This window comes from Lentzea sp. NPDC055074 (assembly GCF_053608005.1).
This window is the reverse complement of sequence record NZ_JBSGUQ010000008.1, coordinates 1-14,710: the sequence shown is the minus strand read 5'-3', so window position 1 is coordinate 14,710 and position 14,710 is coordinate 1. Positions and strand designations below refer to the sequence as shown.

At 68.0% G+C, this 14,710-nt stretch carries 18 protein-coding genes; 11 read left to right on the top strand and 7 right to left on the bottom strand.

The genetic code is table 11. The features are described from left to right. Window positions 1-8: 8 nt before the first annotated feature. Entirely contained in the window at window positions 9-1,490 is a 1,482-nt protein-coding gene (locus tag ACWF7A_RS19665) for a glycoside hydrolase family 13 protein (protein ID WP_452251891.1), read from the top strand. Window positions 1,491-1,530: 40 nt separating this feature from the next. Here the strand turns inward: ACWF7A_RS19665 and ACWF7A_RS19660 are convergent, their stop codons facing one another. The 4 genes from ACWF7A_RS19660 to ACWF7A_RS19645 are packed head-to-tail and all read right to left on the bottom strand — an operon-like array spanning window position 1,531 to window position 3,688. Further along, a complete protein-coding gene (locus tag ACWF7A_RS19660) occupies window positions 1,531-2,406 on the bottom strand; it encodes a WXG100 family type VII secretion target (protein WP_452251890.1) in 876 nt (291 codons plus the stop codon). Next, entirely contained in the window at window positions 2,403-2,741 is a 339-nt protein-coding gene (locus tag ACWF7A_RS19655; protein ID WP_452251889.1) for a type VII secretion target, read from the bottom strand. Before ACWF7A_RS19655 ends, ACWF7A_RS19660 begins: the two co-directional genes overlap by 4 nt. Window positions 2,742-2,746: 5 nt before the next feature. Next, window positions 2,747-3,208: a YbaB/EbfC family nucleoid-associated protein gene (locus tag ACWF7A_RS19650; protein WP_452251888.1), complete on the bottom strand. Its 462-nt coding sequence runs from the start codon at window positions 3,206-3,208 to the stop codon at window positions 2,747-2,749. After that, window positions 3,209-3,688: a DUF6346 domain-containing protein gene (locus ACWF7A_RS19645; RefSeq protein WP_452251887.1), complete on the bottom strand. Its 480-nt coding sequence runs from the start codon at window positions 3,686-3,688 to the stop codon at window positions 3,209-3,211. It abuts the gene before it with no gap. Window positions 3,689-3,964: 276 nt separating this feature from the next. Between ACWF7A_RS19645 and ACWF7A_RS19640 the strand changes: the two genes are divergently transcribed. The 9 genes from ACWF7A_RS19640 (at window position 3,965) to ACWF7A_RS19600 (ending at window position 12,304) form a co-directional block, all read left to right on the top strand. Continuing rightward, complete coding sequence (locus ACWF7A_RS19640; protein ID WP_452251886.1) at window positions 3,965-4,726, top strand: DeoR/GlpR family DNA-binding transcription regulator; 762 nt, start codon at window positions 3,965-3,967, stop codon at window positions 4,724-4,726. A 73-nt stretch (window positions 4,727-4,799) separates the two neighbouring features. Then, window positions 4,800-6,134, top strand: coding sequence for an ABC transporter substrate-binding protein (locus ACWF7A_RS19635; protein WP_452251885.1), 1,335 nt, complete (start codon window positions 4,800-4,802; stop codon window positions 6,132-6,134). 1 nt (window position 6,135) lies between these two features. Further along, window positions 6,136-7,065: a carbohydrate ABC transporter permease gene (locus tag ACWF7A_RS19630; RefSeq protein ID WP_452251884.1), complete on the top strand. Its 930-nt coding sequence runs from the start codon at window positions 6,136-6,138 to the stop codon at window positions 7,063-7,065. Continuing rightward, window positions 7,062-7,862, top strand: a complete 801-nt coding sequence (locus ACWF7A_RS19625; RefSeq protein ID WP_452251883.1) for a carbohydrate ABC transporter permease — start codon at window positions 7,062-7,064, stop codon at window positions 7,860-7,862. Before ACWF7A_RS19630 ends, ACWF7A_RS19625 begins: the two co-directional genes overlap by 4 nt. After that, on the top strand, window positions 7,859-8,848 hold the full coding sequence (locus tag ACWF7A_RS19620; protein WP_452251882.1) for a zinc-dependent alcohol dehydrogenase family protein: 990 nt from the start codon (window positions 7,859-7,861) through the stop codon (window positions 8,846-8,848). Before ACWF7A_RS19625 ends, ACWF7A_RS19620 begins: the two co-directional genes overlap by 4 nt. 119 nt (window positions 8,849-8,967) lie before the next feature. Beyond that, on the top strand, window positions 8,968-9,192 hold the full coding sequence (locus ACWF7A_RS19615; RefSeq protein ID WP_452251881.1) for a hypothetical protein: 225 nt from the start codon (window positions 8,968-8,970) through the stop codon (window positions 9,190-9,192). A gap of 41 nt (window positions 9,193-9,233) precedes the next feature. Further along, window positions 9,234-11,045 (top strand): ATP-binding protein, encoded by a 1,812-nt coding sequence (locus tag ACWF7A_RS19610; RefSeq protein ID WP_452251880.1) that lies wholly within the window; start codon window positions 9,234-9,236, stop codon window positions 11,043-11,045. Continuing rightward, window positions 11,042-11,686, top strand: a complete 645-nt coding sequence (locus ACWF7A_RS19605; RefSeq protein WP_452251879.1) for a response regulator — start codon at window positions 11,042-11,044, stop codon at window positions 11,684-11,686. Before ACWF7A_RS19610 ends, ACWF7A_RS19605 begins: the two co-directional genes overlap by 4 nt. Before the next feature lie 72 nt (window positions 11,687-11,758). Continuing rightward, window positions 11,759-12,304 carry a hypothetical protein gene (locus tag ACWF7A_RS19600; protein WP_452251878.1) on the top strand — a complete coding sequence of 182 codons (546 nt, stop codon included), beginning with the start codon at window positions 11,759-11,761 and terminating at the stop codon, window positions 12,302-12,304. Here ACWF7A_RS19600 and ACWF7A_RS19595 read toward each other — a convergent pair. The 3 genes from ACWF7A_RS19595 to ACWF7A_RS19585 form a co-directional block, all read right to left on the bottom strand. Further along, window positions 12,291-12,461, bottom strand: coding sequence for a DUF397 domain-containing protein (locus tag ACWF7A_RS19595; protein ID WP_452251877.1), 171 nt, complete (start codon window positions 12,459-12,461; stop codon window positions 12,291-12,293). The two genes, ACWF7A_RS19600 and ACWF7A_RS19595, sit on opposite strands and share 14 nt — an antisense overlap. Then, window positions 12,439-13,281: a helix-turn-helix domain-containing protein gene (locus ACWF7A_RS19590; protein WP_452251876.1), complete on the bottom strand. Its 843-nt coding sequence runs from the start codon at window positions 13,279-13,281 to the stop codon at window positions 12,439-12,441. Before ACWF7A_RS19590 ends, ACWF7A_RS19595 begins: the two co-directional genes overlap by 23 nt. A gap of 61 nt (window positions 13,282-13,342) precedes the next feature. Further along, on the bottom strand, window positions 13,343-14,278 hold the full coding sequence (locus tag ACWF7A_RS19585; RefSeq protein ID WP_452251875.1) for an asparaginase: 936 nt from the start codon (window positions 14,276-14,278) through the stop codon (window positions 13,343-13,345). Window positions 14,279-14,301: 23 nt separating this feature from the next. On the opposite strand from ACWF7A_RS19585, the gene ACWF7A_RS19580 reads away from it, so the two are divergent. After that, window positions 14,302-14,710: GNAT family N-acetyltransferase (locus ACWF7A_RS19580; protein WP_452251874.1), on the top strand; the 409-nt coding region annotated here is incomplete at its 3' end.

Here is a 14,710-nt window from a genome sequence, read left to right as displayed (position 1 = left end):
GACACCACATGAGTTGGTGGCGCAACGCATCCATCTACCAGGTCTACCTGCGCAGCTTCGCGGACGGCAACGGGGACGGCATCGGTGACCTGGCCGGTCTCCGCGCCAGGCTCCAGCACATCGCGAGCCTCGGCTTCGACGCGATCTGGCTGAACCCGTGGTACCCGAGCCCTCTCGCCGACGGCGGCTACGACGTGGCGGACTACCGCGACATCGAGCCGGTGTTCGGGTCGCTCGCCGACGCCGAGAAGCTCATCGCGGACGCGCACGGCCTGGGCATCCGGATCATCATCGACCTCGTCCCGAACCACAGCAGCGACCAGCACCCGTGGTTCAAGGACGGCCTGTGGGACCGCTTCCACGTCCGGGACGGCGACGAGATCCCGAACGACTGGCAGTCGCGCTTCGGCGGTCCGGCGTGGAGCAGGCTCGACGACGGACGCTGGTACCTGCACCTCTACGCCGCCGAGCAGCCGGACTTCAACTGGGAGAACAAGCTCGTCCACGACGAGTTCGAGGACATCCTGCGGTTCTGGCTCGACCGCGGTGTCGACGGCTTCCGCATCGACGTCGCCGACGGCCTGGTCAAGGACTTCAGCAAACCGAACGCGGACCTCCCCTACTCCGACCAGGACGGCGTGCACGACATCTACCGCCGGTGGCGCGAGATCGTCGACGAGTACGACGGCGACCGCATCCTCGTCGGTGAGATGTGGCTGCCCGACCCGGTCCGGTTCGCCCGGTACCTCCGGCAGGACGAGATGCACAGCGCGTTCAACTTCGACTTCCTGTGCTGCCCGTGGAACGCCGGCGAGCTGCGCAAGGTCGTCGACTCCACTCTCGCCGCGCATGAACCCGTTGGCGCACCGCCGACCTGGGTGCTCTCGAACCACGACGTCACGAGACACGTGACCCGCTACGGCCGCGAGAAGACCGGGTTCTCCTTCGCGGACAGGCAGCACGGCGCCCCGACCGACTTCGAGCTGGGCACGCGCAGGGCCCGTGCGGCGATCATGCTGACGGCGGCACTGCCCGGCGGCGTCTACGTCTACCAGGGCGAGGAGCTGGGACTCTGGGAGGTCGAGGACCTGCCGGACGAGCTGCGCGAGGACCCGGTGTGGCACCGCTCGGGCTTCACCGACCGGGGCCGGGACGGGTGCCGCGTGCCGCTCCCCTGGTCCTCTGAGGACGGTCCAAGCTGGTTGCCGCAGCCGGAGAACTGGCAGGACTTCTCGGTCGCGGTGCAGACGGACGACCCGGACTCGATGCTCTCGCTGTACCGGCAGGTGTTCGCGCACCGCCGGGGCGTCGACGGCGACCTGGAGTGGCTCGACCTCGGCGAGAACGTGCTGGCGTTCAAGCGGAACGACACCACCTGCGTCGTGAACCTGTCGGACGCGCCGATCGATCTGCCCGGCGTGCCAACGTTGTCAAGCGTCCCGCTGACGAACGGCCAGCTCCCACCCGACGCGGCGGCCTGGCTCAAGTAGGACGGGGGCCGGGGGTGGCCGGGAGTGCCACCCCCGAACCTCACCTGGTCGCGTAGGGCGAGTCGTCGGCCTTCGCGGCCTCGGTCGGCAGGTTCTTCACGATGCCGATCGAGGTCGTGTCGACGATGGCGTCCGCCGCGCCCTTCGGCATGATCGCCGCCAGGCCGGTCTTGCACTTCTCCAGGACCTCGAAGATCTTGTTGACGACCTTCGACAGGTTCCGGATCGTCGTGATCACCTTGTCGAGCCAGTCCGAGACCTTCTTGGCCCACTTCATGATCAGCCGGATGCCGTCGGCGACGATGCCCGGCGTCGCGAGGCCGACCGTGAGCAACGCGGCCGCCGCCCACCGGATCAGCGCCTGCACGAGCTCGCTCATCGCCATCGAGATCAGGTCGCGCACGATCGTGCGCACCGTGGCGACGGCGACGCCCGCGCCCGTCAGTGCGGCGCCGACGCCCTCGGCGGCGAGACCGGCGGCTTTCACGCCGAGCGTCTCGGCCTTCGCCACTGCGGTGTACGCGGAGACCGCGGCACCCTGCCACGCGCTGGTGTCGGCGTCGACCAGGCGAGCCATGTCCTCGCCGGCCCTCTTGAGGTGGTCACCGACGTTGCCCCAGGTGGCGGCGTTCTGGTTGATCACACCGGGGTTGCCGGCCAGCGAGTCGAGCATCGACTTCAGCGGCTCGACGTGCTCGATGAACCACGCGAACGCCGACGACAGCAGCGTGCCGAACGGGTCGGTCAGGAAGCCCAGCGCGTCGATGCCCGCGCCGAGGACGTTGATGCCCGCCTCCGCCCAGTCACCGCGCTGGACCGCCGAGACCGCGTCCGCCGCCGGCTCGACCAGGTTGAGGCCGGCCAGAGCGCCGGGAGCGTCAGGGGCCTTGGCCACCAACGGGTTCGGTGCGGTCATGACGTCAGCTCCCCGAGCTTCTCGACGATCTTCTGGAAGTTGCCGCCGACAGCCCGGTCGACGTTGTCGTACACGTCCGCCATCCCGTTGACACCGTCCACAGTGGCGTCGACGACGCCGTGCGCGGTGTTGACGGCACCGGTGCCGGCGGCCTCGATGGTGCCCATGATCGGCTCCAGCAACGGGCTGCAGAGGATCCCGTACGCGTTGGCGCCGTTGATCTGCGCCTGCCCGATGGCCTGCTGGGCCATCTCGATCTGCCTCACGATCCCGGCGAGCCGGTTGGCGTGCTCGCGCATCGCCTGCGTCTGGACGTTGAACCCTGCCGCGGTCACGCTGATCACCAGCCCTTGTCGTCGCGGGCGAAGTTGTGCCCGCCGAAGTCGTCGTCGTCGGAGGGACCGGTGGGACGCGGAGGCGTCGGGTCCACGGGCGGGGGCTCGGGGAAGCGCTCCTCGTAACCGCCCATGAGCGCGTCCATGGTCGCGGAGTCGTTACCGATGATCGGCGCCATGACCTCCTGCATCCGAGCCGCGATCTGCGCCTGAGCCGTCCTCATCGCACCGAGGATCTCGGCAGAGAGCTGCGCGGGCTGCTTGCGCAACGCCGCGTCGGTCAGGTCCAGCGCCGAGACGACACCGTTCTGGTCGACCGTGACGGACAGCGAACCGTCAGAAGAACGCTGTGTCACCGACACGGCGTTCGCGACCTGCTTCATCTCGTCGGCCTGCTTGAGCTTGGCCTGGATCTGCTCGTTCCACTGACGCATCATCGCGTCGGGATCAGCTGCTGCCGGGTTCATCTAGTAGTCCCTCTCCTGTGCCTTCTTGCGACGGGACGCCACCGTGCCCAGAACGGCCAGCGCCCCGATTCCACCTACCGCCAGACCTCCGAGCACCGATCCGATGCCGAGCACGACGCTCGGCTCGAAGTCGGCCCGGTACACCGGCGGGTTGCCCGAGCCGTTGCGGACCTTGCCCTCGCCCCGCTGCACCACCGGCACCTCGGACCCCTGGTCGGACGGCGTGAGCTGGCCCGGTTCGGCCGTCACCCGTGCCGTGCCCCCGCTCTGCCACTCGACGTCGGCCTGGCAGATCCACCAGGTTCCGAAGCCGTGCCTGCTGACCGGTCCCCTGCTGGTGCAGCCGGTCACCCGAGCCACACCGGAGTCCGCCACGGGCTTCGTCCCTCCGGCGGGATCGAACTTCGTGAAGCCCGTCAGTCCCAGAAGGACACCGGCCCCCAAGATCACCAGGGCGAACAGCCCAGCGATCCACTTCATGCGCTCGTCCCCTCGTCCGACCCCTGTTCGACTGCGATCCGATCCGCCCGGTTCCACCGAATTCACCAACGATCTGGAGGCCATCCGGGCACGTCTGGACGGCGGTTCGGGCGTGCCCAGTCTGGTCGACCTGCGTGAACACCTCGTCACACACGGCGAAGCGGGCGAAAATCGGGCAGGATGTCACCCAGTTGTGGTGGCGACCACAGTGTTTCCAGGGTGTTTCATCTATGCACGGCCCGAACGGGCAAACCGAGAGCCGAGTGGGCAGGTGACATGCGAGCCGAGGAACGCAAGCGCCGCATCCTGGCCAGGGCCCGCGCCGACGGCCGCGTCGACGTGGTGGAGATGGCGCAGGAACTGCGCGTCGCGCCCGAAACGGTCAGGCGCGATCTTCGCGTGCTCGACGAACACGGCCTGGTGCGCCGCACGCACGGTGGCGGTGTGCCGGTCGAGAGCGCCGGCTTCGAGACAGGGCTCCGGTTCCGCGCCGGGTCGCACGTCCCGGAGAAGCGGCGCATCGCGAAGGCGGCCGCAGAAAGGCTCGACGACGCCGAGACGGTCTTCATCGACGAGGGCTACACGCCGCAGCTCGTCGCGGAGGCGTTGCCCACGACCAACCCGTTGACCATCATCACGGCAAGCCTCCCGACCGCGGCGGCGATGTCCGAGCACCCTTCGTGCACCGTCCTGCTGCTGGGCGGGCGCGTCAGGGGCCACACACTGGCCACTGTGGACCACTGGACCACCAGGATGCTCGGCGAGATGGTCATCGACCTCGCGTACATCGGTGCGAACGGCATCTCCCGTGAGCACGGTCTGACCACGCCCGACCCGGCGGTCGGCGCGGTGAAGTCGAAGGCGCTCGCCGCGTCCCGGCGCAAGATCTTCGTCGGGACGCACACGAAGTTCGGCGTGTCCAGCTTCCACCGGTTCGCCGAGGTCTCCGATCTGGAGGCAGTGGTCACCGACAGCGGCCTCACCGCGCACGAGGCCCACCGCTACACGTTGCTAGGCCCCAAGGTCATCAGAGCCTGACCGCCCTCACAACATTTGGGCGCGGACTTCCCCCGTCTTCAGCGCGCCCAAAAACCCTTGAAAGGAACCGACGATGTCGTCGATTCGCACACTCGGAGCCGCTACCGCCGTGTTGCTGCTCGCGTCCGCCTGCTCGGGAGCCGGCGGCGGGGGCGGTGGTGAGAACTCGGTGAACGTCCTGATGGTGAACAACCCGCAGATGCAGGACCTGCAGAAGCTCACCGCGGACAACTTCACGAAGGACACCGGCATCAAGGTGAACTTCACCGTGCTGCCCGAGAACGACGTCCGGGACAAGATCAGCCAGGACTTCTCCAGCCAGGCGGGCCAGTACGACGTCGCGACGATCTCCAACTACGAGACGCCGATGTTCGCCAAGAACGGCTGGCTCGCGCCGATGGACGACTTCGTGTCCAAGGACAGCGCGTTCGACCAGGCCGACATCCTGGAGCCGATCAGGCAGTCGCTGACCGCGGCGGACGGCAAGGTCTACGCGCAGCCGTTCTACGGCGAGTCGTCGTTCCTCATGTACCGCAAGGACATCTTCGAGGCCAAGGGCGTCACGCTGCCCGAGAAGCCGACCTGGCAGCAGGTCGCGGAAGCGGCGCAGAAGGTCGCGACGCCCGAGGTGCGCGGCATCTGCCTGCGCGGCCAGCCGGGCTGGGGCCAGGTCATGGCGCCGCTCACGACGGTCGTGAACACCTTCGGCGGCACGTGGTTCACCAAGGACTGGCAGGCGCAGGTCAACGCGCCGGAGTTCAAGGAGGCCACCAAGTTCTACGTCGACCTGGTGCGCAACTACGGTGAGGCGGGCGCCCCGCAGGCCGGTTTCGCCGAGTGCCTCAACAACATGACGCAGGGCAAGGTCGCGATGTGGTACGACGCCACGGTCGCCGCCGGCCTGCTCGAGGCCGACGACTCGCCGATCAAGGGCAAGCTCGGCTTCACCCAGGCGCCGGTCGTGAAGACCGACAGCTCCGGCTGGCTCTACACGTGGGCGTTCGGCATCCAGAAGGCCTCGAAGAAGCAGGACAACGCCTGGAAGTTCATCTCGTGGGCGTCCGGCAAGGGCTACGAGGAGCTCGTCGGCAAGAACCTCGGCTGGTCGAAGCTCCCCGACGGCAAGCGCTCGTCGACCTACCAGCGTCCCGAGTACAAGCAGTCCTCCGGCAGCTTCTCCGCGATGGCCGAGGCCGCGATCAAGGGCGCGAAGCCGCTCAACCCCGGTGTGCAGGAACGTCCGGCCCCCGGCATCCAGTTCGTCGGCATCCCCGAGTTCACCGACCTCGGCACCCAGGTGTCGCAGCAGATCAGCTCGGCGATCGCCGGTGCGGTCACGGTGGACGACGCGCTGAACAACGGTCAGGGACTCGCCGAGAAGGTCGCCGCGAAGTACAAGGGGCAGTGACATGGCGGTCATAACGAGGGAGCGGTCGGTCGTCGACCGGCCGCCCCCCGTCCCCCGCAAGGGGTACTCGAAGTGGACGCGGCGGGCGCCTCTGCTGCCCGCCCTCATCTTCCTGATCGTCGTGACGCAGCTGCCGTTCGTGGCGACGCTGGTGATCTCGTTCATGAAGTGGAACTCGCTCGACCCCACCAACCGCGGGTTCGCCGGGTTCGACAACTACGTCAACGTCTTCACCGACCCCGACCTGCGCTCCTCGGTCGTCAACACGATCGTGCTCACGGCGTCGGTGGTGCTGATCAGCCTGGTCCTCGGGCTGGGCCTGGCTCTGCTGCTGGACAAGAAGTTCAAGGGCCGCGGGTTCGTGCGCACCATGCTCATCGCGCCGTTCCTCGTCGTCCCGGTGGCGGCGGCGCTGATCTGGAAGCACGTGCTCTACAACCCGGAGTACGGCCTGTTCAACGGAATCCTGAACTGGCTGGGCTTCGACGCCCAGCCGGACTGGATCTCCACCATGCCGATGAGCGCCGTCGTGCTGTCGCTGGTGTGGCAGTGGACGCCGTTCATGATGCTGATCCTGCTGGCGGGCCTGCAGTCCAAGCCGATCGAACCGGTCGAGGCGGCCACGATCGACGGCGCGTCGTCGTTCCAGATCTTCCGGTACCTGACGTTCCCGCACCTGCGCCAGTACCTGGAGCTCGGCGGGCTGCTCGGGTCGATCTACATCGTGCAGAACTTCGACGCGGTCTTCACCATCACGTCCGGCGGTCTGGGCACGGCGAACCTGCCGTACATGATCTACCAGACCTTCTACCAGGCCCACGAGTACGGCGAGGCCTCCGCGGCCGGCGTCATCGTGGTGGCGGGGTCGATCCTGATCGCGACGTTCGCGCTGCGCACGGTGTCGTCGCTGTTCAAGGAGGAGAAGCGATGAGCAGGATTTGGGGCGTGCTCGCCTGGTTCTCCGGCCTCGTGTTCTTCGCGCCGGTGGCCTGGATGTTCCTGACGTCGCTGCACAGCGAGTCGGACGCCGCTACGAACCCGCCGTCCCTCACGGCGCCGCTGACGCTGGACGGCTACGCCGAGTTCTTCGACGCGGGCGCGTGGCCGCCGCTGATCAACTCGTTCAGCGCCTCGATCGGATCGACGATCATCGTGCTGCTGCTGGCGATCCCGGCCGCGTACGCGTTGTCGATCAAGCCGGTGGAGAAGTGGACGGACGTCCTGTTCTTCTTCCTCTCCACCAAGATGATGCCGGTCGTCGCGGCGCTGCTGCCGATCTACCTGATCGCGCAGTTCTCCGGGATGCTCGACAACATCTCGTTCCTCACGCTGCTGTACTGCTCGATGAACCTGCCGATCGCGGTGTGGCTCATGCGGTCGTTCCTCGCCGAGGTCCCCAAGGAGATCCTCGAAGCGGCCTCGATCGACGGCGCCGGGCTCGTCACGACCCTGCGCCGGGTGGTGGCACCGATCGCCATGCCGGGCATCGCGGCGACGGCGTTGATCTGCTTCATCTTCAGCTGGAACGAGTTGCTCTTCGCACGGGTGCTGACCGGTGTCGTCGCCGGTACCGCCCCCGTGTACCTCACCGGGTTCGTCACCTCCCAGGGCCTGTTCCTGGCCAAGGTGTGCGCGGCCGCGGTCGTGGTCTCTCTGCCGGTGCTCATCGCCGGGTTCGCCGCCCAGGACAAGCTCGTCCAGGGCCTTTCGTTGGGAGCGGTCAAGTGAAAGCAGCAGTGATCACGGGCGTCGGGTCCGTCGAGGTGACCACTGTGGACGATCCCAAGTGCGGTCCGCGCGAAGTGGTCGTGGACGTGGCGGCGTGCGGACTCTGCGGCACCGACCTGCACATCCTGCAGGGCGAGTTCGCGCCGACGCTGCCGGTCGTGCCGGGCCACGAGTTCGCCGGCACGATCGTCGAGATCGGCTCGCAGGTCAACGAGCTCCAGGTCGGCGACCGCGTGGCCGTCGACCCGTCGCTCTACTGCCACGAGTGCCGGATGTGCCGCAACGGCAAGAACAACCTCTGCGAGCGTTGGGCCGCCATCGGCGTCACCACGGCCGGTGGCGCGGCGGAGTTCGCCGTGGCGCCCGTCGCGAACTGCGTGAAGCTGCCCGACCACGTGCGGCTCGAGGACGCCGCGCTGATCGAGCCGCTGTCGTGCGCCGTGCGCGGCTACGACGTGCTGCGGTCGCAGATGGCGTCCCGGGTGCTGATCTACGGCTCGGGCACGATGGGCCTGATGATGCTGCAGCTCGGCAAGCTCACGGGCGCGTCGTCGATCGACGTGGTCGACCTCAACGAGGAGCGCCTCAAGACCGCCGTGCAGCTCGGCGTCACCAACGTGGCCACGGGGGCGGACGAGCTGGACCGGCCGCAGGGCTGGGACGTCGTCATCGACGCCACGGGCAACGAGAAGGCCATCCAGGACGGCATCAACCGGGTCGCCAAGGGCGGCACGTTCCTCCAGTTCGGCGTCTCGGACTACTCCGCCCGCGTGACCATCGAGCCGTACAAGATCTACAACCAGGAGATCACCATCACCGGCTCGATGGCGGTGCTGCACTCGTTCGAACGGGCGGCGGACCTGTTCGCGACCGGAGTACTGGACCCCGAGATCTTCATCAGTGACAGGGTGCCCCTGGACGGTTACGCGGGGGCGTTGGACCAGTTCAAGGCGGGTGTGGGCCGCAAGATCCAGGTCCTGCCGTGAGCTGATCCGAGAAAGTTCTCAGAAGTTCGTGGGCACTCGTGTATCCAGACGAGTGCCCACGACTCCTTCCAGGCATGTCGAAGTCCGGGCAGAAAGTAACGCCGCCGTACTTTTCGCACATGTCCGACGAAGAGCTCCTCGCCTGGTACGCGGAGCTTCAGGTGCGCGCGATGAACGCGCCGCCTGGGGACGTCGATTTCGATCACAGCCACAAGCCCGCCGAACCGAAGACCGTGGAAGAGCTGCGTCACCGGATCATGACGTTCCAGGGCTGGCCGGGAGGCCTGTCCACGCTCGACGCCGGTTCTCCGTTCCACAACCTGTGGCACTGGCTCAGCGACTGACGCGACGCGAGGTCACCCTCGCTCGCGTCATTGGTGCGTTGGTGGCCGCGTGTGTGCTCTTCGCCGTCGTGCACACAGCGGTCACCGGCGCCGTCTCGCATCCGCGGAACTGGCTGGTCGCGTTCGCCTGCACCCTTCTCGGGGTGCGCGTGATCGGCCACGTCCGCAGGTCGTCCGTCGGGTGGCTGCTGCTGGTCATGGGCGTGTTCGGCGGCATCGCTGTCGCGGTCGCGGGGCAGCCGGAGGACCATCCCGCCCGATGGGTCGAGGCGTGGGTCTGGTGGCCCACGTACGCGCTGTTGCCCGCTGTGGCGCTGGTCTTCCCGAACGGCAGGCCCCTGAGCAACCGCTGGTGGATCGCCATCGGCGCGTCGCTGTTCAGTGCTGTCGTCGGCACGATCGGGATCGCCTGGGCCTCGTGGGGCGATCCCGCGTCGTTCTGGCAGTCCGGCGGGGGCGGGCTCGCGAAGACGATCACGCTGGTCGCCGTGCTCGCGGCCGGGGTCTCGGTGCTCGCGGCGGTCGTGTCCCTGGCTCTGCGGTGGCGGAGGGCCGAAGGGGACGAACGCCGGTTGCTCGTGTGGGCGTTCGCGTTGCTGACGCTGGCGGGCGTCGCGACCGTGGTGGAGACGACGGACGGCCACATCGCGTGGATCGTCGGTGTGCTGGCGTTTCCGGCCGCCGCGGTGATCGCGATCGTGCGGTACGGGCTCTACGACATCAGCCTGCTGATCCACCGGTCGTTGCTCTACGGCTCGTTGACGGTCGTCCTGCTGCTGCTCTACCTCGGCGTGATGATCGGGGCGGGCGAGCTGTTCACCAACGACGCCGAGGTCATCGGGGTCGTGGCCGCGGGACTGGCGTTCGCGCCGATCCGCAGCTGGTTGCAGCGCAGGCTCGACCTCTGGCTGTACGGGCAACGTTCTGACCCCTACGCGACGCTGTCCATGTTGAGCGAGAAGCTCGAACGGTCGCAGGACGTGCTTCCGACCGTGGCCCAGACCGTCGCCGAGGCGTTGAAACTGCCGTACGTCGCGATCCGCGGTGGGTCGGTGCTGGCCGAGCACGGACGCAGCCGCGGGTGGCCGCAGCTGCGCTTTCCCATGACGTACAGGGGAACACAGGTCGGCGATCTCGTCGTGGAACCACGTGCTCCCGACGAACGGCTGAGCGATCGCGAGCTGATTCTGCTGGTGGACCTCGCACGCTCCACCGCTCCGGCCGCGCAGTCGATCAAGCTGACCGCCGATCTGCAGCTCGCCCGCGAACGGCTCGTGCGCGCACGAGAAGAAGAACGGTTGCGGCTGCGGCGAGACCTGCACGACGGCGTCGGGCCCGCGTTGGTCGGGATCCGGTTGCAGCTCAAAGCGTTGCGCCGCTCGCTCGGCGACGTGCTCGACCCGGTGCTGGCCGACGTCGACACCACGGCCGTCGAGGTGCGCAGCCTCGTCGACGGGCTGCGGCCACCGATCCTCGACCAGGGCCTGGCGCTGGCCGTGCGGGACGAGGCCGCCCGCTTCAACGGTGAGCTGCGGGTCGAGGTGGAGGCCGAACCGATCGAGGGGCTGTCCGCCGCCGTCGAGGTCGCCGCCTACCGGATCGTCGCGGAGGCGCTGACCAACACCGCACGCCATTCCGGCGCGTCGACCTGCATGATCACCGTGCGGGCCGACGGTGATCTCGTGGTGGAGATCGTGGACGACGGACGCGGCGTCGCGGCCGGCTCCAGGCCGGGAGTAGGTCTCGACTCGATGCGCGAACGGTGCGCGGAGCTGGGTGGATCGTGCACAGTGGGACCCGCGCGACCACACGGCACTCGGGTGGTGGCGCGGATCCCGTTGGAGGCCCAGTGACCCGGGTTGTGATCGCGGACGACCATCCGGTGTTCCGGCGCGGCTTGAAGGCGTTGCTGGACGGCGAGGACGGCATCTCCGTGGTCGGCGACGCCGCCGACGGGCAGGAGGCCGTCCGCGTCGTCCTCGACCTGGAGCCGGACGTCGTCGTGATGGACCTGCACATGCCCGTGCTCGGCGGGGTCGAGGCCGCGAAGCAGATCCGCGAGGTGTTGCCGGACGTCGGTGTCCTCGTGCTGACGATGCACGAGGACGACGAACTGGTCTTCGCGGCGATGAAGGCCGGCGCCCGCGGCTACCTCGTGAAGACCACGGACGACGACGAGATCGTGCGCGCGGTGCAGGCGATAGGAGCCGGCGAGGCGATCTTCAGCGCCACCATCGCCCAGCGGATGATGGGCTACTTCACCGCCATCTCGTCGTCCAAGGCGGTGTTGTTCCCGCAGCTGACGGATCGCGAACGGGACGTGCTGGAGCTGATGGCGTCCGGCCTCGACAACCCGTCGATCGCCCACCGGCTGACTCTGTCGGGCAAGACCGTCCGCAACCGGGTGTCCGCGATCTTCACCAAGCTCCAGGTTGCCGACCGCGCCCAGGCCATCGTGCGGGCCCGTGAGGCCGGGCTGGGAAGTCCCTCCTAGATCGGGACAACGGTCACCTGACGACGGGACAGAACCCCCGATTGGATTGGCGTATCCGCCAAAGGGGGCCCGATGGACATCACCTGGGACGTCGCACACGCGCGGCTCAGCCACGACCGAATGCTGCACATCGCACAGGCGCTCATCTCGATGCGCCCCGAGACCGTCACGCTGGGCGGCGGCGAGCCGCTGGGAGTGCCCGGCCTGTTCGAGATCGTCGAACAGTTCCGCGCCGCCGGCATCGACGTCGTCCTCCGCACGTCCGGCAAGTCACTGCACCCGTCGATGGTGCGGACGCTGCTCCTGTCGTGCTCGCGCATCGAGGTGTGCGCGATGGCGTTCACGCACGCCATGCACGCGCTGCACCTGTTCGACATCGGTGCCGCGAAGCTCGACCGGCACGCCACGTTCGGGCTCGACGCCACCGGCATCCGGCGCGGGTTCGACCGGCTGGAGGACTTCTGCGCCACCACGGCGTTCGAACTCCCCCGGCTGGCGTTCATCGCGTTCAGCGAGACGATCGGGTCGGACCACGCGCAGTACCTGCAGGCGCTGGCGCCTCAGACCGTGCGGGTGACGGTCGAGACCGCGAACACCTCGGTCGTCAGAGCGAGTTGAGCAGGGCGCGCCAGGCAGAGGTGGAGAACGCGAGTACCGGACCGCTCGCGTTCTTCGTGTCCCGGACGAGCGCGTCCTGAGCCAGCGACACCTCCACGCAGCTGTTCGCGGTACCGCCGTTGCTGTAGCTGCTCTTACGCCAGGTCCGTTCCGCCATGAGGGTCCTCTCGAAGTCCGCTGACGTACTCAGCCAGCATGCGCTTCGATTGTTCCGCATCCAGGGCGACGGCATCCAGCCGCTGAAAGAGGCGCCTGGCACGCGCGACAGCAACGCTGTCCTGTGCCCAGACCTGGGCCGTCTCGGACTCGCTGTACACGACCGGGGACGCCTTGCCGAACTCGTAGAGCGTGACCGGAGAGCGGAAGGCACAGATGTCTGCGGGCACGATCCTGAGGATGTGGGTGTTGAACAGCAGGCGCAGGTACTGATCTTCGCGGATGCGCGCGTCACCCAGCTTCATCCGCAACGCCAGTTCGTGCACGAAGAACACGCACTCCGGGCGGTTCGGCCGCCGCATGATCGCCTGTCGGTCCATGCGTGCCTGGACGAGCCTCGCGATGTCCTCGGGTGCTTCGATGTGGGAGTCGACGAAGAGCTGGAACGCGTACTCCTCCGTCTGCATCAGGCCGTGCATGATCAGGACGTCGTAGGAGAAGATCTTCGTCGCCATCGCCTCTGTCATCGCGAGTGTGCCCACGTTGTCCGACATCTGAGCGAAGTACAGGTCGAAGGCGTTGTAGTAGCGACGGCGGAACGCCTCGATGAAGTCGATGTTCTTGCCGCAGGTCGCCAAGTACTGCACGACGTCGACATCGCTCGCGCGCACCTTGCCGAGTTCCACGTCGGACACCTTGCTCGGGTCCCAGCCCAGCTGGACTGCCATGGCGCGGCCGTGGAACTGGGTGCTCGTCTCCCTCAAGCGGCGTAGCTCATCGCCGAGCTCCCGGCTGCACGGGGTGGAAATGATCGCGGTCATGCCCAATGACGGTATGGCTTGGATTTACTCCATGCCACTGGCTCGTTCGGGTGAAAAAGAGCTAGAAAACACCGCCGCGAGCTGCGAAAACGTCCCCGACAGGCTGCATGGCGCCGATAGCGAGACGCAGCAGCACGCGTGACTTGCGAGGGCACAGCCACCCGGCCATGATCGCGCCGCGCTGGATCAGGTCGGACTCGGACCCGACGAAGCCGTAGGTGCTGCGGAACGTCGGCCCCGCGCCCGTCCTCGACGCCACCACGACCGGGACCTGGGCCCGGGAGATCGCCTCGGCCATGCCCGCCGACACGTGTCCGGCGCCGGTCGCCGCGACCACGACACCCTTGACGTTCAACCAGTCCAGGATCGAGCCGTCATCGTCCACAGTGGCCTCGATGAGCGGGACCGCGGGCGCGTCGAGAGGCCTCGGCAAGGAGAACAGCTTGTGCGCGGGGTGGAAGTACTGCGGGGAGCCCTCGACGACCATGCCGAACGGGCCGGGGAACGACTCGAAGGCGTTCATCCGGCTGCTGTGCGCCTTGCGAACCCAGCGGGCGGCGTGGATCTCGTCGTTCAGCACCAGCAGCGAGCCGCGTCCGCGGGAGTTCTCGGACGCCGCCACCGCGACGGCGGCGGCGAGGTTGGCCGGGCCGTCCGCGCCGGGGAGTCCGGGGTGGCGCATCGCGCCGGTGACGACGACCGGTTCCTCGTGCGGCCACAGGCAGTCGAAGAAGTACGCGGTCTCTTCGAGGGTGTCGGTGCCCTGGATGACGACGACGCCCCGCGCGCCCTCGGACACCCGCTTGTCGGCCCAGTCGAAGGCTTCCAGCAGGGTGGCGAAGGTGAGCGAGGCGCCGGGGATCGTCGCCAGGGTGGCGATCTCGCCGACCTCGAGGCCCGCGACCAGGTCCTGGGCGCCCAGGGTCGGCGACACCGCGCCGGAGCCCGTCATCGTGATCGTGCCGCCGAGCGATGCCACCGCCACCTGTGAGCTCATGACCTCACTCTAGGGTCGATCGCGTGACCGAACCCGGATCAGTTGACTGGCCACCCACCCCGATCAGGACCGAGCGGCTCGTGCTGCGCGCGTCCGAGGCGGGCGACCGTGAGGCGTTCGTCGAGTTGTTCTCGTCGCCGGAGGTGGGCACCTACATCGGTGGTTCACCGTCGCGGGAGGAGGTCGACCGCACGGCGCCCGCGGTGCCGGGACGGCGCACGGGCTTCTTCGTCGTCGCTCTCGACGGCGCGATGATCGGCATGGTCTCGTTCGACCCGCACCACGAGTCCGGAGAACCCCAGCTGGGGTACCAGTTCCTGCCCGAGTTCTGGGGGCAGAACCGGGCGGCGTGCTGGTCGTCACCGGCCCTCCCGGCATCGGCAAGACGTCGGTCGCGGTGGCCGCCGCACAAAGGATCGCGGCCCGTTTCCC

What these genes read in the sequence shown, in the direction of transcription:
- ACWF7A_RS19665 (WP_452251891.1), top strand. Translation starts at nt 9, where the DNA reads ATGAGTTGGTGGCGCAACGCATCCATCTACCAGGTCTACCTGCGCAGC.
- ACWF7A_RS19660 (WP_452251890.1), bottom strand. Translation starts at nt 2,406, where the DNA reads ATGACCGCACCGAACCCGTTGGTGGCCAAGGCCCCTGACGCTCCCGGC.
- ACWF7A_RS19650 (WP_452251888.1), bottom strand. Translation starts at nt 3,208, where the DNA reads ATGAACCCGGCAGCAGCTGATCCCGACGCGATGATGCGTCAGTGGAAC.
- ACWF7A_RS19645 (WP_452251887.1), bottom strand. Translation starts at nt 3,688, where the DNA reads ATGAAGTGGATCGCTGGGCTGTTCGCCCTGGTGATCTTGGGGGCCGGT.
- ACWF7A_RS19640 (WP_452251886.1), top strand. Translation starts at nt 3,965, where the DNA reads ATGCGAGCCGAGGAACGCAAGCGCCGCATCCTGGCCAGGGCCCGCGCC.
- ACWF7A_RS19635 (WP_452251885.1), top strand. Translation starts at nt 4,800, where the DNA reads ATGTCGTCGATTCGCACACTCGGAGCCGCTACCGCCGTGTTGCTGCTC.
- ACWF7A_RS19630 (WP_452251884.1), top strand. Translation starts at nt 6,136, where the DNA reads ATGGCGGTCATAACGAGGGAGCGGTCGGTCGTCGACCGGCCGCCCCCC.
- ACWF7A_RS19625 (WP_452251883.1), top strand. Translation starts at nt 7,062, where the DNA reads ATGAGCAGGATTTGGGGCGTGCTCGCCTGGTTCTCCGGCCTCGTGTTC.
- ACWF7A_RS19615 (WP_452251881.1), top strand. Translation starts at nt 8,968, where the DNA reads ATGTCCGACGAAGAGCTCCTCGCCTGGTACGCGGAGCTTCAGGTGCGC.
- ACWF7A_RS19600 (WP_452251878.1), top strand. Translation starts at nt 11,759, where the DNA reads ATGGACATCACCTGGGACGTCGCACACGCGCGGCTCAGCCACGACCGA.
- ACWF7A_RS19595 (WP_452251877.1), bottom strand. Translation starts at nt 12,461, where the DNA reads ATGGCGGAACGGACCTGGCGTAAGAGCAGCTACAGCAACGGCGGTACC.
- ACWF7A_RS19590 (WP_452251876.1), bottom strand. Translation starts at nt 13,281, where the DNA reads ATGACCGCGATCATTTCCACCCCGTGCAGCCGGGAGCTCGGCGATGAG.
- ACWF7A_RS19585 (WP_452251875.1), bottom strand. Translation starts at nt 14,278, where the DNA reads ATGAGCTCACAGGTGGCGGTGGCATCGCTCGGCGGCACGATCACGATG.